At 34.2% G+C, this 19,674-nt stretch carries 17 protein-coding genes; 10 read left to right on the forward strand and 7 right to left on the reverse strand.

Annotated features, from left to right (window positions below; all coding sequences use genetic code 11):
- The 3 genes from TY19_RS27075 to TY19_RS27085 all read left to right on the forward strand — a co-directional run bounded on the left by TY19_RS27075 (position 1) and on the right by TY19_RS27085 (position 2,225).
- On the forward strand, positions 1–720 hold the full coding sequence (locus TY19_RS27075) for a lipoate--protein ligase family protein (RefSeq protein WP_042282009.1): 720 nt from the start codon (positions 1–3) through the stop codon (positions 718–720).
- Positions 721–904: 184 nt separating this feature from the next.
- Positions 905–1,321, forward strand: a complete 417-nt coding sequence (locus TY19_RS27080) for a DUF1761 domain-containing protein (protein WP_042282010.1) — start codon at positions 905–907, stop codon at positions 1,319–1,321.
- Between the two features lie 268 nt (positions 1,322–1,589).
- On the forward strand, positions 1,590–2,225 hold the full coding sequence (locus TY19_RS27085; protein ID WP_042282011.1) for a hypothetical protein: 636 nt from the start codon (positions 1,590–1,592) through the stop codon (positions 2,223–2,225).
- A 59-nt stretch (positions 2,226–2,284) separates the two neighbouring features.
- On the opposite strand, the gene TY19_RS27090 is transcribed toward TY19_RS27085, so the two are convergent.
- Positions 2,285–2,806 carry a methylated-DNA--[protein]-cysteine S-methyltransferase gene (locus tag TY19_RS27090; RefSeq protein WP_042282012.1) on the reverse strand — a complete coding sequence of 174 codons (522 nt, stop codon included), beginning with the start codon at positions 2,804–2,806 and terminating at the stop codon, positions 2,285–2,287.
- A 173-nt stretch (positions 2,807–2,979) separates the two neighbouring features.
- On the opposite strand from TY19_RS27090, the gene TY19_RS27095 reads away from it, so the two are divergent.
- Entirely contained in the window at positions 2,980–4,410 is a 1,431-nt protein-coding gene (locus TY19_RS27095; protein ID WP_042282013.1) for a DNA-3-methyladenine glycosylase 2 family protein, read from the forward strand.
- 30 nt (positions 4,411–4,440) lie between these two features.
- Here the strand turns inward: TY19_RS27095 and ligD are convergent, their stop codons facing one another.
- From ligD to TY19_RS27120, 5 genes are all read right to left on the reverse strand, one after another.
- On the reverse strand, positions 4,441–6,927 hold the full coding sequence (gene ligD, locus TY19_RS27100; RefSeq protein WP_042282015.1) for a DNA ligase D: 2,487 nt from the start codon (positions 6,925–6,927) through the stop codon (positions 4,441–4,443).
- A gap of 402 nt (positions 6,928–7,329) precedes the next feature.
- Positions 7,330–8,700 (reverse strand): BTB/POZ domain-containing protein, encoded by a 1,371-nt coding sequence (locus tag TY19_RS27105; protein ID WP_052354886.1) that lies wholly within the window; start codon positions 8,698–8,700, stop codon positions 7,330–7,332.
- A 405-nt stretch (positions 8,701–9,105) separates the two neighbouring features.
- On the reverse strand, positions 9,106–9,783 hold the full coding sequence (locus TY19_RS27110; RefSeq protein WP_042282018.1) for an O-methyltransferase: 678 nt from the start codon (positions 9,781–9,783) through the stop codon (positions 9,106–9,108).
- Positions 9,780–10,634, reverse strand: coding sequence for a glutaminyl-peptide cyclotransferase (locus tag TY19_RS27115; RefSeq protein ID WP_052354887.1), 855 nt, complete (start codon positions 10,632–10,634; stop codon positions 9,780–9,782). Before TY19_RS27115 ends, TY19_RS27110 begins: the two co-directional genes overlap by 4 nt.
- Positions 10,635–10,641: 7 nt before the next feature.
- Positions 10,642–11,112: a nucleoside deaminase gene (locus tag TY19_RS27120; protein WP_042282020.1), complete on the reverse strand. Its 471-nt coding sequence runs from the start codon at positions 11,110–11,112 to the stop codon at positions 10,642–10,644.
- 222 nt (positions 11,113–11,334) lie between these two features.
- Between TY19_RS27120 and TY19_RS27125 the strand changes: the two genes are divergently transcribed.
- Complete coding sequence (locus TY19_RS27125) at positions 11,335–12,270, forward strand: phosphatase domain-containing putative toxin (RefSeq protein WP_052354888.1); 936 nt, start codon at positions 11,335–11,337, stop codon at positions 12,268–12,270.
- A 195-nt stretch (positions 12,271–12,465) separates the two neighbouring features.
- Positions 12,466–13,674, forward strand: coding sequence for a hypothetical protein (locus TY19_RS27130; protein WP_042282022.1), 1,209 nt, complete (start codon positions 12,466–12,468; stop codon positions 13,672–13,674).
- 34 nt (positions 13,675–13,708) lie between these two features.
- Here the strand turns inward: TY19_RS27130 and TY19_RS27135 are convergent, their stop codons facing one another.
- Positions 13,709–14,389, reverse strand: a complete 681-nt coding sequence (locus TY19_RS27135) for a hypothetical protein (protein WP_052354889.1) — start codon at positions 14,387–14,389, stop codon at positions 13,709–13,711.
- A gap of 149 nt (positions 14,390–14,538) precedes the next feature.
- On the opposite strand from TY19_RS27135, the gene TY19_RS27140 reads away from it, so the two are divergent.
- The 4 genes from TY19_RS27140 (at position 14,539) to TY19_RS27155 (ending at position 19,599) form a co-directional block, all read left to right on the forward strand.
- Entirely contained in the window at positions 14,539–16,191 is a 1,653-nt protein-coding gene (locus TY19_RS27140; protein ID WP_052354890.1) for a glycoside hydrolase family 3 protein, read from the forward strand.
- A 9-nt stretch (positions 16,192–16,200) separates the two neighbouring features.
- Positions 16,201–17,019 carry a hypothetical protein gene (locus tag TY19_RS27145; protein WP_052354891.1) on the forward strand — a complete coding sequence of 273 codons (819 nt, stop codon included), beginning with the start codon at positions 16,201–16,203 and terminating at the stop codon, positions 17,017–17,019.
- A gap of 198 nt (positions 17,020–17,217) precedes the next feature.
- Positions 17,218–17,787, forward strand: coding sequence for a biotin transporter BioY (locus tag TY19_RS27150; RefSeq protein WP_052354892.1), 570 nt, complete (start codon positions 17,218–17,220; stop codon positions 17,785–17,787).
- Positions 17,788–18,231: 444 nt separating this feature from the next.
- Positions 18,232–19,599 carry a sodium:solute symporter family protein gene (locus TY19_RS27155; RefSeq protein ID WP_042282024.1) on the forward strand — a complete coding sequence of 456 codons (1,368 nt, stop codon included), beginning with the start codon at positions 18,232–18,234 and terminating at the stop codon, positions 19,597–19,599.
- Positions 19,600–19,674 lie beyond the last annotated feature (75 nt).

The raw sequence follows: 19,674 nt of genomic DNA on the forward strand, positions 1-19,674 counted from the left end.
ATGCTTGAATGTAATGTTGTACAGTTAAAGAACGTTCCTATTTTAACCCAGTTAAAATGGGAAGAAGCTTTACTACGTACAAAACACGACAACTGGTGTTTAATTAATCAAGGCTCACCGCCAGCCGTTGTTTTAGGGATTTCTGGGCGTGTTGATGAGTTAATTAATTTAGATTATTTCTATCAAAACCCAATTCCTTTGATTCGTCGTTTTAGTGGAGGAGGAACAGTGGTGGTGGATGAAAATACCATTTTTGTCACCTTTATTTGTCATGCTTCACAATTATCTATTTCTCCTTTCCCTCAACATATTATGCAATGGACAGAAGAGTTTTACCGTCCTATTTTCCCAACTCACCCATTTCAGCTAAAAGAAAACGATTATGTTATGGGCCTAAGGAAATTTGGAGGTAATGCGCAATCGATTACTAAAAATCGGTGGTTACATCATAGTTCGTTGCTTTGGGACTTTTGCTATGATAAAATGCAATATTTATCTCTTCCTAAAAAAAGACCTCATTATCGGAAAGATCGATCCCATTTAGATTTCCTTTGTTCGTTAAAAGATTTTTGTTCCGATCAATCAAAGTTCCAAGATCAACTCTTGAATAGACTCGAACAGAAGTTTTCTCTAAATCATTGCTCCATTAATGATTTAGAAGAAATATCTCAAATTCCTCATCGTCACATAACTCAAGAGATTTTTTTAGATTTTTTATGAATTTTTTTATCATAAAAAATGTTTCCCTTTTTACTATTAATCCTAAATAGTTTTCATTAAGGATTAAAAGTCTATTGACCTGCTTTTGCAATTAGATTAAATAAGAATTAAAGAAGCCATCGCGTCTAAAGATTAATAACCTAAACTTTATAAATAATTAAAAAAATCTAATCAGGAGAAAAATATGTTTTTAGAAAATATTTCTATAAATTATACCACTATTTTTTTTGCGGCAATGGCCTATTTTATATTAGGAACTATTTGGTATTCTCCAGCTATGTTTGGGCACCGTTCTAAACGGTACGAAGAAGTTATTAATCCACCGATTAAACAAACATCGCTTGCATTAGCTTATATCGGAGAATTATTAATTTCTTTTTTTATAGCTTACACTTTGGCTATCTTTATACAAATCACGCAAGCGAAAGATTTTCTAGAAAAGATTGTCGTCGTTATCTGGATTTGGTTTGGTTTTGTGGCGACAACGCATTTTTCACCGGTACTTTGGGATAGAAAAACCTTAAAAAGTTTTTTCGTTCATGCAGGTTTTATGTTATTTGGATTTTTATTAATAGGGTCGCTCATTTCAATTGTACATTGATTTAAAAATTGTTTGTTTAAAATGATTTTGGTTAGCTTATAATTGGGCGTATTTTATCACCTATAAATAATGTAGATAGGTTGCTTAATACTTTCCAAAACTCAAGTAACAATTAGCCAAAATTCTAAACTTTGTATTTCTTTATATAAATGGGATTTAAAATTCATCGGAAAAATTAATTTAAAATGTTTTTTGCGAGAATCAATTTGCATGAATTTCTAAAAAATATTTTAATGACAATAGAATAACAAAACAAAGGAGTGATGTTATGGTTCAAGGTGATAAATCGAGTTATACGAATAAACAAAAAAGACAAGCAGAACATATTGAAGAAAGCTATGAAAAGCGTGGTGTGAGTGACAAAGAGGCGGAAAAACGCGCTTGGGCTACAGTTAACAAGTTAACTGGTGGCGGCTTAAAAGGTGGGGCAAAAAAATCAAGTTCATCAAAAGCAGCAAAGGCTAAAAAAAGTGCAACAGCTAAAACAGCTACCAAAAAGGCAACAGCGACAACAGCAAAAGGAGCCACAGCAGCTAAAAAACCAGCTGTAAAGAAAGCAACAACTTCTGCAGCTAAAAAGCCTACTCTTACAAAAAAAAGTCCGGCAGCTAAGAAAGCAGCACCAGCTAAAAAAAGTGCCCCTGTAAAAAAGGTATCTCCAGCAAAGAAAGCCACAACAGCTAAAAAATCGACAATAACTTCTCCTCGTACTAATACAATCAAGAAAACGACAGCGACTAAAAAAACGTCGGCAAAAACGGCTTCTAAAAAAGCACCGGCGAAAAAGGTTGTAACAGCAACAGCAAAAAAAAGCTCAGTCACTAAGAGGAGCAGTACTAAAAAAACAACACCGAGCAAAAAATTTTCTAAGAAGGGTATTTTAAGCTCTATATTTTCTTTTTAAAAGATATTGTTTTCTTCTAAGTTTAGTCGCTTAAAGGATATCGCTTTTAAGCGACTTTTTTATTTTTTTAATTTACTTTCCAATTGAAGATATTGCAACTTGCGTTCAATTCCCCACCGATATCCAGATAAGTTTCCGTCTTTTCTAATAACTCGATGACAAGGTGTCACAAGAGCTAAAGGATTAGCCGCACAAGCTCCTCCTACAGCACGAACAGCTTTTGGCGAGTTAATTTTTTTTGCAATTTCTGCATAGCTAGATGTTGTTCCAATTGGAATTTCTCTTAAGGCTTTCCAGACAGATCTTTGAAAGAGAGTTCCTCTTTCATCCAAAGTAAAGTCTATTTTTTTGAGAGGATTTTCCATTAACTCAATAATTTGAGAAAGTATGTTTTTTGTTTTGTAATCATCATGAATTAAATGAGCTTGAGGAAAACGAGCTTGAAGAAGTAATTGAAGTTCTGCAGGATTTTCCCCTAGAATAACTGCGCAAAGCCCTACTTGGCTTTGAGCAACAATGACTTGTCCAAAGCTAGAATTACCGATAGAAAAAAATATTTGTTCTACATGTTTGTTATGCATGTTTTATCCCTCTCTTTAATGTTGTTCTAACAAGAATATCTAATTTTATACTTTAAGACTCGCCATTTTAGGTCATCAAATCTTTTAACCCTTTCCTAACTTTAATGTCCGAAAGTGGCTAGAAAATTTTTTGAAAACCTTTTATCATTAAAAAGATGAAGATAGAACAAAAAATGTATTTTAAAGCTTATCTTTCCCGCGATGCACGTTTTGATGGGATTTTTTATGTGGGAGTCCTTTCTACTGGAATTTACTGTCGGTGTATTTGTCCTGCGAGAAGACCAAAAGAATCAAATTGTCGCTTTTTCAAAAGTACAGGGGAAGCTGAAAAAGAATTTTTTCGACCTTGTTTGCGCTGTCGTCCAGAGCTAGCACCGGGTCTGTCCCCAGTAGATGATGCTCATCGCCTTGCCAATCTTTTGATTTCTTCTATGCAAGAAGGATTGTTCGATGAATTAGGACTTGAAGATATTGCCTTAAAATTCAATTTAAGTTCTCGTCAAATTCGGCGGGTCATTCAGAAAGAATTTGGTGTCTCACCGATTCAATTATTGTTAACTCGCCGGTTACTTTTAGCAAAGCAGTTATTGACGGATACCGATTTGAGTGTGATAGATATTGCTTTTGCTAGTGGATTTTTTAGCTTGCGTCGTTTCAATGATGCTTTTAAAAAGCATTATCGCATGCCTCCCAGCCAATTAAAAAAAGAAGATCAACGAAAGAAAACTTTTTTTTCTTCCGCATACATTACGCTGCAATTGAATTATCGTCCTCCCTATGATTGGATAGGTTTTTTAAATTTTTTATCTATTCGTTCTTTAAAGGGAATAGAGCTAGTTAAAAATAATTGTTATTTACGTACTGTACAGATTAGAGAGTATAAAGGTTGGATTCACGTTTCTCATGTAGAGGATAAACATTGCCTAAGAGTCAAAATTGATTCTTCTTTAGTTCCTGTGCTAGCGATATTATTAGAGCGAATTCGCAATTTTTTTGATTTAAATGCTAGGCCTGATAAAATTTCTGTCCAACTTGGGCAAGATCCCTTTTTAGCAGAAGAAGTGGCAAAAAATCCAGGTTTGAGAGTTCCTGGAACATTTGACGGATTTGAGCTAGCATTTAGAGCTATTTTAGGGCAACAAATTACTGTCAAAGCAGCCACTACACTCGCTAGTCGATTTGTAAAAGCATTTGGTGAGGAATTTAAAACTCCCTTTGCAGAGTTGCATTATTTATGTCCAAGTTCTCAACGCATTTCTTCTTTAAAGTGGGAAGAAATTGCGACTATTGGAATTATTCGTGCAAGAGCTCAAACAATAATTGAATTAGCCAAACAAATGTCATCAAACACTCTTAAATTAGAAGCAGGCGTTAATCTGAGTTTGACAATTAAACAATTAACATCGATAGCAGGGATTGGCCAATGGACGGCTCATTATATTGCTTTACGGGCTCTCCAATGGCCTGATGCATTTCCAAAAGAAGATGTGGCATTGCGAAAAAAACTTGGCAAAGTAACGGCGAAGCAAGCGGAGAAATTATCACAAGTGTGGCGTCCATGGCGCAGCTATGCAACGTTGTACCTGTGGCAAAAAAAGGACTAAAATAGCTGATTCAAATTTAACGAACTTTAATTAATCATCTAGTTGTTTGAGAATTTTTTCCAAATTTATTCCTTTACCAAGAATTGGTTTGAATAAATCACCTACTTTTTGAAATCTTTTTAAACAATTTTTTATAGTAAAATCTGTTGGGCGAAGACCAACTTTCACTTCTTTCCATGACAAAGGGGTAGAGACAGGGGCTTCAGGTTTGGGGCGAACGGAATAAGGAGCAACGACGGTTTGTCCAAAATTGTTTTGTAAATAATCAAGGTAGACTTTGTTTTGTCTATTTTTAGGGTTTCTTTCTAAAGAAGTGAGATCTGGTATTTTTTCATGAGCTAAGTGAGCGATCAATTTGCCAAATTGTGTGGTTTCTTCAAAAGTATAACGAGCCCCCATCGGAATATAAATATGGAGTCCGGTAGCCCCAGAGGTTTTGCACACGTGAGGGATGTCTAATGGATCCAAGATGTGGTGAATTCCTTGAGCGACTTCAATGACATGATCAAATGAAATGCCTTCAGGATCCAAATCAAGGATTAAATAATCTGGATAATGCAAAGATTGCCTTCGAACATTAAAGGGATTTAATTCAATACATCCTAAATTGATTACATAGAGTAAACTTTGCTCATTATTGATGATAATATAGTGTACCTCTCTTTCTTCATGAGAGATGGTTTCTATTTGAACCCAATTGGGTGCATGAAGGAGATCTTTTTGATAAAAACCAGGCTGACCAATTCCATTTGGATAACGATGGAGCGTTTCTGGTCGATCTTTTAAATAGGGCAAAATTAAAGAAGATGCCGATCGATAGTACTCAAGCAAATCTCCTTTTGTATACCCTTCTTGGGGCCAATAAACTTTATCTAAATGCGTAAAAGATAATTCCGTATGGATGCTAGGTTTTATTTTTTGTTGTTTAGAAATGGAAGGAGTTTCTTGTAAAATTTTTTTGACTTTTACTTCCTCTTCTAGCACAACTTCTTGTTTTTTTTTATCTTCGCGAAGATCGATAAAAATCGCTTGTCTCATGATTTTTTCTTTTGTCCATTCAGCAAATTGGATTTCGCAAACTAGCTCAGGTTTTACCCACGTGGTTGGTTGATGAAGCTTGGGAGGAAAAGAAAAAGGGCAGGTTTCTTGAGGTTTTAAGAGATCACGCACATAAGTTAACGATTTTTGATCGAATCCACTGCCTGTATGGCCCACATAAAGCAATTCATTATCTTTGTAGACTCCTAAAAGTAGAGATCCGAAATGCTCTCTGGAACCTTTCGGAGTTGTAAAGCCACAAATAATTGCTTCTTGTCTTTGATGAGTTTTAATTTTTAGCCATTTTTTACTGCGCGTGGATTGGTAGGTACTATCAATTCTTTTAGCTACAATTCCTTCAAATCCAGCTTGAGAAGTCACTTTAAAAAAGGCTTTTCCTTCTTGAACCAAATGTTCACAAAAACGAATGCGGGGATTTTTTGGTAGAATTTGTTTGAGCAGCTCTTTCCGCTGTAAAAGGGTTAATTCTCGTAAATCGTTATTTTTTAGGTAGAGAAGATCGAACACGTAGTAAACTAAAAATCCTTCTTGGTTTTTTAGGTAATTTTGAACGAGTTGAAAGCTTGGTTGTCCATTTTCATTTAAAACGACAATTTCTCCATCTAAATAAGCATCGACTGTCATTTCATTTAAGGCTTTTACAATCGGATCAAATCGTGAGTTAAATGAAAGATGATTACGAGACCATAAAAAAACGGATTGGTTGTGAATTTGAGCTAGCGCCCTGTATCCATCCCACTTAATTTCAAATAGCCAGTCGGGATGGTCAAAAGGTTTATCGACCAAAGTGGCAAGCATGGGTTTGATTATTTGTGGCATGGTCGTTTTTTGGGTTTCTTTTTGAATAAGGATCGAATTACGCGTTTTTCTGGGATTTTTACCAGTTGTTTTTGGATCTGGAGAAATGATTCGTTGAGATAAAACAGATTCATTTTTTTCGAGAATGGATACTTGAGAAGCATACTCATCACTTTTCTTAATGAGTAACCATTGCTTGTCATCGCCTTGAAATCGAATAAGAGAAAATTCGCCTTTAAGTTTGTGCCCATTTAAAACAAATTTTAAATGTCCTTTTTTTAAACCTTGTCTTATGAATTGTTCGGACTCTTTTTGGGACTTTGCTCCTAGAGCTGAATAATTACCTTTATCCCAAACGATAACTTCTCCTGCTCCATAATTTCCTTTTGGAATAGTTCCCTCAAAATTATGATAAGAATAAGGATGATCTTCAACTTGAATGGCTAAACGTTTATCATTGGGATTGAGAGAGGGCCCTTTAGGAATAGCCCAACTTTTAAGAACTCCGTCTAATTCTAATCGGAAGTCATAATGTAAATGAGAGGCGTTGTGCATTTGCACGACGAACAAAAGGCTTTGAGAGGAATGTTCTTTAGTCTTTTCGTGTGGTTCAGTTGTCTCGTTAAAGTTTCGTTTATTAAAGTATTCTTTTAATCCCATATCACCTCCAAAATTATCTAAGCAATTTTTTTGTTGACGGTATCTATAAACTTTCTTTCAATATAGTCATAATATCTTTGACAAGAGTAAGTAATGTTGAGTTTTTTTGTGTGAACTTTTCTTTCCTTTGACTTTATCTGCAATAAAGTCTTTAAGTTCCTTTGTATACGTTATCCTAATAGTCTTCGTGATGAAAATGGGAAATGAGTTGATCAAGCGATGAGTTTCGGGGCTATTGCGACTTCTTTATTCGTATTTATCCCGCTTTCTAAAATATGTAAAACTATAGGATTTTCATTTCATTCAAGTAGCGCCATTGATTTAATACCAACAAATTCTCGTAAGGCTTAACGATAGCAATATATTCTCGATTATGTAAAACAAATTTTCTAAATCGAGAGTTTAGCGACGCAGATCCAAATGTGTTGTAGCTGCTAAGAATTTAAAATGCGCTAATCCAGCATCGGTGAGCTCATAGCAATTAGCCAGATCTAGATGCTGCAAAGCGACTAAGGGCCTCAAATGCACTAATCCTGCATCGGTAAGGTAAGAGCATTCACTCAAATTTAAATGCTGTAAAGCTACTAAGGACGTCAAACGTGCTAATCCATCATCGGTAAGTTTCCAGCATTGCATTAAATCTAGATGTTTTAAAGCGATTAAGGGTATCAAATGTGCTAATCCAGCGTCTGTGATATTTTCACAATTTGTTAAATTTAAATGTTGCAAAGCGACTAAGGGCCTTAAGTGCGCTAGTCCTGCATCGGTAAGTTTCCAACATCGCATTAAATCTAGATGTTTTAAAGCGATTAAAGGTTTCAAATGCACCAATCCTGCATCCGTGAGATCACAACCAATCAGATTCAAATGCTGTAAAGCGACTAAAGGGGACAAATGTGCTAATCCGACGTCCGTGATTCTGAAACATTCCGTTAAATCTAGATGCTGCAAAGCCGTTAAGGATGTCAAATGCGCTAATCCTGCATCCGTAAAATTCCAGCATCCTTGGAGATCAAGCAATTTTAAGTTTTTACAATTTTTTAAAGCTAAGAGATGAGCATCTGTTAAGTCAGCATTGTTTGAAAAATTGAGTGCTTCTATCTCATTCGAGAAGTGATTTATAATCCTTTCAAACTCTGCTAACTGAGAGGTCTGGTTTAATAAGGTGCTCACAACGGTAAACTCTAAATAGCTTTTCAAAGGGTTTAATCGACATTGCTGCGCAAAATTTAAAAGCTCTTTTAATCCGAATAAACTCTCTTTAGTGGAGCTAAAGGGTTCAAGTCTTTGTGATTTGTACCCATCAATTAACTGCTCTTCTAAGTTTTTCACTACTTCCGTTAATTCATAATAATCGGCTAGTTGAATAGAAGAAGGAATCTCTTCCAAAGGAACTTTAACGTTAGCATCCATGACGCAATTCAGCAGATGCATAAACTCCTTTTGTGTCAAAGCGAGAGGATGTTGCAGGGTTTCTTGAAAATTTCCTGACCAAAGAGTCTTAAAATAAAGGGATTTTTCTCTTAACATGGCTAACTGAGAATGAGAAATAGTCAGAAAAATTCCTTCTTGAAAACTTAGTTGAAGTTCTTCAGATGAAGATGAAAGATCGGGAACTTGAATCATTGGCGCATTAGTTTTTTCTAGATTATCCAAAGAATTGGCTAAGGAGTTAACTTCATCTCTAGGAGAATCGCTAACTTCTTGAGATTGATAGTCAGAAGGGGTCATTGTATTGACAGGATAACTATAACTTAGGTTAGAAATATTCAAAATGACCATCCAAATGAGTTAAATAAATTTTAATTGATAGATATTTTAACAAAATGACATATAGCTAAAAATCATTGCAAGAGTAACCTGAATTTTGGCTTTTCAGCTTAACTTTGTAAATGCTGCTAATGTCTTCCGTTGCCGAAACCTTGCCGAAAGGGATTTTTGGGAAGCTAGTTGTTGACAAGAGGGGTTATTTCGAAAGCACTTTCACAGTAAATAATTCATTAAAAAATATTTCTTAGATTGAATAGACACACCACAGAAATGCCGAACCAACCTAAAAAGCCATCCATTAACTTAGCAGAACAACATCGCCTATTATTAAAGGCTACCTAAAAATCCAACATTCAGGTTAATTTTATTAAATAGCACCCCAAAGAAGAAGTGTAATTATTAGAATGTTTAGGACTTTTTGACACGAGCAAGAGCCAGACCGTCTAATCTTCCTTCTCGTACAAGAGTGGGAATGAGGACTGTTTCAAGTTTTGGATGAACAGCCAAATAATCATTAAAAGCATAAATGGTTTGAGCTTCTTCGTGATTTGGGTAACCGACATGCTTACCTTTCGGGATGAGATTATCAATTAAAATCAATGAACCAGGTTGAGATAAATGAATAGCCCAATCTAAATAAAGGACATTGTTTTCTTTATCTGCATCAATAAATACAAAGTCAAAAGAGGCTAAATTCTCCGTTGCAATTTGAGCTAATAAATCTACCGCATAGCCTTGCCGAATTTTAACGAGGTGACTTAACTCAGCTTTATGGAGATGCTCTTGAGCAATTTGGCAATACTGGGGGTTGGCTTCGATTGAAATCATATATCCTGTTTCTGGTAATGCTCGAGCTAACCAAACTGTACTATATCCACCCAATGTGCCAATCTCTAAAATATGTTTAGCTTGCAGAGTTGAGGCTAAAAAATTAAGGAGCTTACCTAGATAAATAGGAATTTGAATGGAAGGAAGGCCTTTAATAACCGAGTTTTGACGTATGTGATGTAAGACCGCATCTTCTTGTCCAAACCGTCTGTCTAAATACTCTCTTAACTCTTCAGGATTTGGATGATTTTTATTCATGGAACAGTCTCAAATTTAACTTCATATAAGTAAGGCCATAATTTTCCAGTTAAGTAAAATGTGTGAGTTAACTCATTGTAAGCAATGCCATTTAAAACGGATTCGTATCCAAGACTTTGTTTGATTTTTTTAGGTAATAATTGAGAGGCATTAATGATACCATTGACGATGCCTGTCTTTTTATCTAATCGGATGATATAATCTGCATTCCAGACATTTGCATAAATATACTTTTCCACGCAGATGAGATCATTCAAAAACTTCACGGGTTGTCCATTCCAGGTAACTGGGATCGTTTTTTCAATGGTAAAATCCCGGGGATGACGTTTCACGAGTTCAGAAGATCCATTACTCATATAAAAAGAATCATCTTCTTTATCATAGCAAAGACCCCAACCCTCTCCTTCATAAGTGATTTGCCGTATTAAACGAATAGGATTTATTTGATAAATAAGAGCAATTCCTTCTTTCCAGGTCAATTGGATAAGTTCTTGATGGTTTAAAGTAATACCTTCTGCAAACAGGTGACGAGGAAGCAAATACTTTTGAATTGTTTGTCCTGTTGAAGGATTTATTTCTTTTAAACAAGATTGTCCGTAAAGCCCAGTGCTTTCATATAGTTTATTTTGATAGAATACTAACCCTTGGGTAAACGCATTTGTATCGTGTGGGTAGGTTTGAACAATGACTAGATTTAATATTTCAACTTTTTGATTATCAAAACTGTATAGAGAAAATTTCCATAATAGAACTAAAATAATTAAAAATTTTTTAATATAAAAATTTATTTGTTTTGTTTTGTTTACTTTTCTATTTTTAGGGTGTGGAATGGTAATTTCATCTGTTTTCATATCGTTTTTAATAGAGCCGCCTGTTTAATGAATGCCATTTAACAAAAACTTCTTCACATTGTTTTGACGAATCTGGATCAAATATAGCTAGAACCTCTCTTTTTTCCGGGGGTAGCAATAATTGTTCGTAAAAAAAAGCGTCGTCAAATCCATATTGGGCAGCACACTCTTTTTTTACACCTATATACACTTTTTCAATTCGAGCCCAATAAATAGCTGCCAAGCACATGGGACATGGTTCTGCGGTCGTAAATAATGTACATCCTGATAAAATGTGAGTCTTTAAACGACGAGCAGCTTCGCGAATACAATTCATTTCTGCATGGCAAGTTGGATCCTGTTCTTTCAACACAGTATTATGTGTGACAGCAAGTATTTGGCCTTGTTTGTCGACAATACAGGCTCCAAATGGGCCACCCTCATCTTTATCAATTCCTTCATAAGCACTTTCAATAGCACGCCTCATATAATCAAACATATCTTCATTCTCGAATTAAAAAAATTAATGATGAAAATCCTTAGTTTGACTAAGGTTCTCTCTATTCCTCTATATTTAGACATTTTCTTAATGATATTTTAACATATTTTTAATCAATATTTGATTAACAGCTGTTAATTTACAATAGTATTTGATTAAGTTTAAAATATTGATTTTTCTTATATCTAAAAGTAAAAATAGAGATTAAACAAAAGTTACATAATGAAAAATATATATATTTTGCTCTTTCTATTTAGCTTAGGGGTAGTAGCGCAGTCATTTCTCTATCAACACCAACCCACTTTATTTCCCATTGTTGACGCTCCTTTAAATTCTGAAAATCACTTACCAAAAAAATGGAGAAGCACAAAGCAAATTTCTCAATTAGTTGGAAATTATGCTAATTTAAAAGGTTTGACTCAACTTCATTTATCTGGTAGTGGGCAATTTTCTCAAGAAGATTTAGAAAATATGTCTCGAGAAATCAAGGGGAAAGCGTTTGTTCTTGATTTAAGAGAAGAATCACATGGTTTTATCGATGGAACACCTATCAGTTGGACTGATGGCTTGAACTATGGTAATGTGGGTAAAACTCTTCGTCAAATCGAACTAGATGAGCAAAAACGATTGAAATTAACAGCTCAAAAAGGATCTATTATTGTTGATTTATCAAAAGATTTAGGCGAGAATTTTCAAAAATTTTTTGTTAGGGAAGTGAAGACAGAGAAAGAATTAGTAGAATCTTTTGGCTATACATATATTCGTTTGCCAATCACAGACCATCATCGACCGGTTGATTCTGTTGTCGATCAATTTATTGAAATTGTTCTAAGCCTTCCTGCTGATTCTTGGATTCATTTACATTGTAAAGGAGGAAAAGGGCGTACAACAACCTTTATGACTTTATATGATATAATGCATAATGCTCAAACTGTCGGATTGAATGATATTTTGTCTAGACAAACATTGTTAGGTGGAGCAGATCTTGTTCAAGCCGAAAAAAATGAAACTTATAAACAAAAACCTGCCAAAGATCGTATCGAGTTCATTCGAGCTTTTTATACTTATTGCCGGGAGGTTCCCAATTTTGAAATGACTTGGTCTGATTGGGTTCATCAAAAACAATTAGTTGCCTATCAGACTTCTTCTTCTAACTAATTATTTCTAAGTCAAAATTATCGAAGCATCTCAAAAAAAATTTAAAGTTATTCAATTTTCTAATTCGTCTAAAAATTTTTGTTTAAATATCTTATTAAAAAATATTAACTATAAATGAGAAAAACATTTAATTTTTTTTAATTTTAATTTTTATAATATACATAATAACAATTAATTATTAATAGAGTTTGATTTATGGATTATTATGATTTATTAGCTATAGCTACATCGGCAGAAAAAAATAGCTTTGTGGTTAAATTCGCTGCATTATGTGACAAAATAGGATTATTACAATTTCGACAGATCCGGCATTTTTTTTCTATCAGCTTTACTAATATTCAGAAAATCAATGAGTATTTTATTCAAAAACATCAAGATTTGCGCCGAATTAAAATAAGTAAAATTGCTGGAGAGGACGAATGGAATAGAATGTGTAAAAGGTGGAAGGTGTCTATTTACAAACACGATCACCTTATTATCATGCTTGACCAATTATTTAAGCACCGGATGGAAGGCTCTCCCCATGTTGCTTCACCAAATAATGCAGACTTGCAAAGGAAACTTGCGTCGATTAATCCCGATTTATTTCAATGGGGTGTAGAAACATTAAATAAACGTACTCAACTAATGCAAGATCATTTAGCTCATATTCCTGGCTATAAACAAATTGAAAATCAGCTTCAAATCGATGGAGTGACTTATCAAGTTGTAACTTCAGAAGTCACTCAATTTGCAGAACCTGAAAAACCTCTTGTTTCCTGTGGTTCATCTGCAAGCAGAGAAATGATTTTATTAGATCCTCAAAATTCTCCTGTACTCAATGACAAATACAATCAATTTGAACAATTGATTATGAAGTTTATGCGAGCTAAAGGTAAGCCTAATCTTTCTCCTAAAGAGCTTTTGATACTCACAAATTATTTTATGTCTACTATTGTCTTTCCTAAAGATTCATTGGCGAATGAAAAAATTAACAAGCTAGTAACCAATTCTCAAAATGATGCTGCTATATATAAAATCAATTCCCAACCTTGTATTCCTATTGATGTATTTATTGTTAATCAAGTAGGGGTCTGCCGGCATCATTCGCTAGTGGCTGCTTTCTTTTTAGATAAATTTATTCAAACTCATCCTGATATTGGTTTCACTGGCAAGGTTCAAATTATGCGTGACGAGCTTGTCAAAGATAATCGAGTAATCGGAGCCCATGCTTGGATAACTTTGGGCTTTAACAATGATCAGATTTTGTTACTAGACTCTTTAAATGGATTTTTAGGGGATTTAAATGAGGAAAGTTTTCAGAAAAAAATCCGAAAAGTATTCGGAGACAAAGCGATTCGTCACCAATTAGAAAAAGCAAAACGAATGTTGCAAAAAGGCAATGGTGAAAGAGTGGTTAATTAATTCAATACAGCCACAGTCTAGAAAAGTTTTCTAATTACCAATAAATTCGCCAAGTTCCATCTGCCCGGATCGCATGTCCTTGTAAAGTGATGCGACAATCAGACTCATTAAATCCTTTGGCTGGAGCAATTTGGTGGATAAGCAAACCGTTATGTAAGACCATTTTTCCGACTTCATACTCTATATAATGGCTTGGAATGTCTTTAACAGCTTGCGCTGGATTTAAAAGATCTTGCGGATCGTAGGGTTTATCCCAATAATTTAATCCACCTCCTTGTTGAGGTAAGGCAAGAGCTAAAGTAAAACTTAAAGGGTTAGACCAATCTACTTCTTTGTAATGGCTCCAATTTGCTTGTTTAAATTGAAGATCGAAATGGATTTTGCCACCTTGTTTAACAAATTCTGGGCAAGATAAAAAAATATGAAAACCAGGGAGTGCAAGAGAAGACTCATACATCACGTCGCTTTTTAATTCTTTTTTTAAAATGTCTAAGATCCGATCATATAAGTCTGAAAAATGAAGCATGAGAAAAAGATTATTAGATTCAATTTTTTTATCGTAAACTGTAAGTTCGATGTTTTTATCTAAATAAAGGGCAGCACCCAAGGTGTAAAAACGTTCTTGCCTTTTGCTCCAAAAAAAACGCAATTTTTCAATTTTATGTAGTATAGCTTCTGTTTCTGTTGAATTTAAAACAGGGATAGGTAACAGCATAAAGTTTCCTTTGTAGAATTAATCTAAATATCTAGAGACCATTCTGAATAAATTTTTACGACTAATAAGAAGTTTTTTAGAGAGACACGAATTGTTTGTTTTTTCCAATATCTGGTATAAGGATTACTTTTCTTCTTTAGGTCTTTTTTATGTTTACTATCATTTCAAAAAAGTTTCCATTCATTTACAAAAAAAATTTATTATTATTATTTTTTTTGTTTGTTTCATTAAAGGCAGAAAATACTGTTCCTAAGCTTGAAGATTTAACTTTAGAAGAAAAAATTGGTCAATTATTAATCGTTCATTTTCGAGGGGAAGATTGTAATAAAGAAGCTCTTCAAATGATATATGAAGCTCATGTAGGAGGAATTATTTATTATCCATGGTCAAATGGTTTAAACTCTCCTCTTCAAATACAACATTTAAGCGCCCATTTACAAGCTGCGGCATTTCAAAAAAAAAATAAAATCCCTTTATTAATTTCAGTGGATCAAGAAGGGGGAGTTGTCAATCGTTTAACCAAAGGGATGACTCTCTTTCCTGGTAACTATGCTTTAGGTCAAACGAAGGATCCTCAATTAGCCTTTGAGTATGCGAGTGCGTCAGCAAATGAACTTCTAGCGATGGGAATCAATATGAATTTGGCTCCTGTTATAGATGTCAACACGCAACCTTGTAATCCAGTCATTGGAATTCGCTCTTTTAGTACTTGTCCAGATGAAGTTGTTCGATTTGGTTCAAAAGTAGTTGAAGGATTTAACAAGGCTGGATTGATTGCAACTCTAAAGCATTTTCCTGGCCATGGTGATACAAATTCCGATTCGCATCATACTTTGCCTATCGTTGACAAAACGCTTGTTGAATTAGAAAAAGTCGAACTTGTTCCCTTTAAAGCCCTCGCTTCTCAAACACCTGTTGTCATGACTGCTCATTTGCTTGTTCCTGCACTTGATGCTTTGAATTGCGTAACATTTTCGAAATCTGCGATTGATGTTCTAAGAAAAGAGGTCGGAGAAAAAGGAATCATTTTAACAGATTCGCTTGTCATGCAAGGGGTGTTGCAAGATGGCAAAACTGTAGAAGAAGCTGCTTTAAAAAGCTTACAAGCAGGGCATGATCTCTTACTACTAGGAGGTAAACGACTTTTAAATGAGTCTAGCGAGTTTGAGTTGGAAGCTAAAGACGTTTTAAAAATTCACCAATTTCTTGTTAATGCAGTTAGACAAAATCTTATTTCTGAAGCGAGAATTGATATCTCGGTAAAAAGGATTCTTGCTCTTAAGGAATCCTATCATCTTTTTCAATCAAAAGAAGAGGATTTACAATTGAGGAGGAGAGAACTTTCTCTTCAAAAAAATCAAGCTTTGGCAAAAAAAATTGCAGAAAAAGCCTTGAGTAATCTAAATGAAGATTTAAAAATTTCATTTCAGAATCCAAGGATTACTTTAATTGCACCTGACATTTTAAAAGAAGAATTAAAAAAAACAGATTGGTTAACATCTAATCAAAATGTGCAAGTCATTTTGTTTGACGCCAATTTAAAAGAATTTCAAACCGTTTTGGAAAAGTGTCAAGAAATTAATGTTTGTGTATTCTTTTTTTACAATCATAAAAAATATCCGAATCATTTAGATTTCTTCAACTTTATTAAAGCTCATAAAAATAGCGAAATGATCGCTGTCGTTGTTGCCGATTCCAATATCCAACATGATTTGGCAGATGTGACCCTATATACTTACAGTCCTTGCGCGGTTTCACTTCAATGTGCTAAAGAATATTTAATGACAATTTTTGAAGAATAAAAGGAGAAAATGAAAGAAGTATTGTTGCGTCTATTACTTTTAATGTTTTTCATCTCTTTTAATTGTTCTGGTTTGGCAGTAGTCATTAATCCTGCTTTTTCAATTAATCCTGATGAAGCCCAAAAAATGGGAATGCTAATTTGGAAAAACGAATGTGGGGCTAAGCAAGAAGGTCTTACAAGTTGGAATAAAGGAGAGGAATTTGCATCAGTTGGAATAGGTCATTTCATTTGGTATCCACCTGGGAAACAAGGTCCTTTTAAAGAAATGTTTCCTTCTTTATTAATTTACTTACAAAAGCACGGAATCCTTTTACCCGAATGGTTAAAGGTAGCGCAAGGATGCCCTTGGCAAACACGTCAAGTCTTTTTGGATGCCCAAGAAAGTACTAAAATGAAAGAATTTCGTCAATTATTAGTCGATCACATTGATTTGCAAATTTGTTTTATGGTTGAAAGGCTTTCTTACGCTCTTCCTATTTTACTTAAACATGCAAAACTTGAAAAACAAGATCAAATCTCTAAACAATTTCATCGTTTAGCTCAAACTTCTAATGGATTGTTTGTCCTTCTTGATTATCTCAATTTTAAAGGAGAGGGAATTTCTTTTCAGGAATGCTACCAAGGGCAAGGGTGGGGATTATTGCAAGTATTGGAAAGAATGCAAGGAAGCGAACAGGGAAAAGTTGCTATTGAAGAATTTGTATGTGCCGCAAAAGAGATACTCAAATTAAGAGTTCAAAATGCTCCCATTGCAAGAGGTGAGCAGCGCTGGTTAAAAGGTTGGTGTAATCGAATTGATTCTTATTTACAAGTTTCACTAAAATAAAATTTTTTTTCTAAACTAGAATCGTATAAAAAAATGTTTTTTAAGAAGTCTATTGACGACTATCCTGGAGTCTGTTTATTATAGAAGCACTTAATATGTAATCTCAGAAATAAAGTGATAAATTCAAACATTAATTGAGAATTTATTTTTTATCATGGGTTATCTCTAGTTTAAATTTTGAACCCTCATAGGTATAAAATGGCCAACTCTGTAGATCTTAGCCACGTTGATGAATCAACTAATTTCCTAATTAAAAATTGGAGTGTTGCTTTTCAAGTGTTAGCAGCTTCTTTTTTTCTTGCTCTCTGTGCTCAAATAAAAATTATACTTCCATTTACGCCGATTCCATTAACAATGCAAACGCTAGCGGTGATGATAATTGGAGTCACACTAGGAAAGAGAAATGGGGTATGGGCGATTTTAGCTTACTTTGCTGAAATAGCGGTTGGTATGCCAGTTTTATCCAATTTCGAAATGAATCCTCTGGTTTTCTTTGGTCCTAAAGCTGGGTATATTTTTGGATTTCTTGCCCAAGTTTATTTAATGGGATGGGCTGTAGAAAAAATGAAAAAACATCACATTCAGTTTCTCGCTTTAATGGGTTTTGTGGCTTGTATTACGCAACTTGCGATTGGAGTATTAGGTTTAGCTCCTTTTGTGGGTTGGAAAAATGTGATAATGATGGGATTTTATCCTTTTATCGGGGGTGAAATGTTAAAAATTTTCTTACTTTGTATATTTCTTAAAACTTTAAGAAAGCCTATTTGATAATAAAATTGGGACCCTTCAAGCCTTTCTTATTTAGTTGAAATAAAAAAGGCTGTGGGTCATTTATTTCCTAGAAATCGAGCAATGTATCGTTGACTCTAAATATTATGCTATTATAAAATAAATTATCCGCCGTTTTTGTTTTAGCGTCTATTATAGATAAAATAAAAAAGAGAAATTTTAAATTAAGGATGTTATATGCAACGAAATAATCTATCCCGTTTTAGGCCGTTAATTAATTCCTCTTCTTTAATTTTTCTTCATCATTCCCACCCTTGTTTTCATTAAAATTCTTGTGAATTTCGTTTGTTTTGTTAATTAAAATTTTCCATTCAAATTTTAAATGTTTTTGAAAGCGTAAAAATTTAAAAATAGATTTAAAAAATCTACTTGTAAATTTTTAAAGTTCTTATTCCATACAAGTTTTTTTATGACAGGCACCAAATGAATACGTCTATTTTTATTAGTCTTGTAGTGATTATCCAAATTATCTGTTTCTTAGCAGGGAAAAAAGCCACACAAAATTTAAAAAATCAACAAGATTATTTTTTAGCAGGAAAAGATGTTTATTTTTTTCCTTTATTGATGACTTTTATTGCCACCCAAATTGGAGGAGGATTGATTTTAGGGTCGGCAGAAGAAGCATACCGTTATGGTTGGGGAGTGTTATTATATCCTCTCGGATCATGCTTAGGGTTTGTTTTATTGGCAATGGGAATTGGAAAAAAAATGGCTCAGTTTCAAGTTTCTACTGTTGCTCAACTATTTGAGATTGTCTATCAATCGAAATTTTTAAAACAAATAGCCTCTCTTCTTTCCATAGTTTCCCTCTTTATGATTTTAGTTGCACAAGTCATTGCTTCTAAAAAATTCATGGTCAGTATGGGTGTCGACCAACCTGTGTTTTTTATGGCTTTTTGGGGATTAATTATTATTTATACCGTGATGGGTGGTTTGAAAGCAGTTGTTTCCATTGATATTATTCAAGCATTATTTTTTATCTGTGTGTTTGTTGGAGGTTTTTTCTTTGTTTTGATCAGCCAAGAATCTACATGGGCGCTCTCTTGGAAAAATGGTTTTGATGCTTTTGCGGGAGACCCTTATGCATCTAAACTCAGTGGATGGCTATTAATGCCTCTACTTTTTATGGTCATAGAACAAGATATGGCACAACGATGTTTTGCAGCAAAATCCCCAAGCATTGTCACAAAAGCTGCGGCTTGTGCGGCTATTTGTACATTTGGAATTAGTATTATCCCTATTTTTTTTGGAGTATTAGGAAAGCAAATGGGTCTTTCTATTCCCAGTCATTCTAGTGTTTTTATAGAAGTTTCTAAAACAATCACCAATCCCACCTTTGCTGCTTTTTTAGGATGTGCTGTGCTGATGGCTATTATTTCAACAGCCATTTCTCTTCTCAATGCAATCAGCTCGAATTTAAGCCAAGATTTTGACTTTGTCACTTTAGACAAAGTGGATGGGGTTAAAATTTCGAGATTATTAACAACGGCTATAGGGGTGGCCGCATTTCTTGCCTCATTTGGTTTTGGCGAAATTGTTGATTTGTTAATACAAAGCTACGAACTATCTGTTTATTGCTTATTTGTACCTGTTTTTGCGGCTATGTTTAATAAAAAAGGATCTTCATCTGCAGCTTTTTTAGCGATGGGATTTGGTGCGATTGGATTTTTTCTTTTTCGTGATTTACAAATAAATTTTCTTAAAGAAATGTCAAGTATTGGCTTGTCCGCAATTGGAATGGGTCTCGGTTTTTTTTGGGATAAAAGGCAGGTGAAATCTCAAGTTTTTTAATCGTGGGAGGCTTTTTTCTCCCTGCTTTTTAAGGTTAGAAGCCAGCTTTATTTCTTAGATAATAATTTACCTTAA

Origin of the sequence: Candidatus Protochlamydia sp. R18, from assembly GCF_000648255.1 — a bacterium.
In the GTDB taxonomy this organism is placed as follows: Bacteria; Chlamydiota; Chlamydiia; order Chlamydiales; family Parachlamydiaceae; genus Protochlamydia; species Protochlamydia amoebophila.

Bases quoted from the DNA above. Each gene is read 5' to 3' on its own strand.
- TY19_RS27075 (WP_042282009.1), top strand. From the start codon at position 1: ATGCTTGAATGTAATGTTGTACAGTTAAAGAACGTTCCTATTTTAACC.
- TY19_RS27080 (WP_042282010.1), top strand. From the start codon at position 905: ATGTTTTTAGAAAATATTTCTATAAATTATACCACTATTTTTTTTGCG.
- TY19_RS27085 (WP_042282011.1), top strand. From the start codon at position 1,590: ATGGTTCAAGGTGATAAATCGAGTTATACGAATAAACAAAAAAGACAA.
- TY19_RS27090 (WP_042282012.1), bottom strand. From the start codon at position 2,806: ATGCATAACAAACATGTAGAACAAATATTTTTTTCTATCGGTAATTCT.
- TY19_RS27095 (WP_042282013.1), top strand. From the start codon at position 2,980: ATGTATTTTAAAGCTTATCTTTCCCGCGATGCACGTTTTGATGGGATT.
- ligD (WP_042282015.1), bottom strand. From the start codon at position 6,927: ATGGGATTAAAAGAATACTTTAATAAACGAAACTTTAACGAGACAACT.
- TY19_RS27110 (WP_042282018.1), bottom strand. From the start codon at position 9,783: ATGAATAAAAATCATCCAAATCCTGAAGAGTTAAGAGAGTATTTAGAC.
- TY19_RS27115 (WP_052354887.1), bottom strand. From the start codon at position 10,634: ATGAAAACAGATGAAATTACCATTCCACACCCTAAAAATAGAAAAGTA.
- TY19_RS27120 (WP_042282020.1), bottom strand. From the start codon at position 11,112: ATGTTTGATTATATGAGGCGTGCTATTGAAAGTGCTTATGAAGGAATT.
- TY19_RS27125 (WP_052354888.1), top strand. From the start codon at position 11,335: ATGAAAAATATATATATTTTGCTCTTTCTATTTAGCTTAGGGGTAGTA.
- TY19_RS27130 (WP_042282022.1), top strand. From the start codon at position 12,466: ATGGATTATTATGATTTATTAGCTATAGCTACATCGGCAGAAAAAAAT.
- TY19_RS27135 (WP_052354889.1), bottom strand. From the start codon at position 14,389: ATGCTGTTACCTATCCCTGTTTTAAATTCAACAGAAACAGAAGCTATA.
- TY19_RS27140 (WP_052354890.1), top strand. From the start codon at position 14,539: ATGTTTACTATCATTTCAAAAAAGTTTCCATTCATTTACAAAAAAAAT.
- TY19_RS27145 (WP_052354891.1), top strand. From the start codon at position 16,201: ATGAAAGAAGTATTGTTGCGTCTATTACTTTTAATGTTTTTCATCTCT.
- TY19_RS27150 (WP_052354892.1), top strand. From the start codon at position 17,218: ATGGCCAACTCTGTAGATCTTAGCCACGTTGATGAATCAACTAATTTC.
- TY19_RS27155 (WP_042282024.1), top strand. From the start codon at position 18,232: ATGAATACGTCTATTTTTATTAGTCTTGTAGTGATTATCCAAATTATC.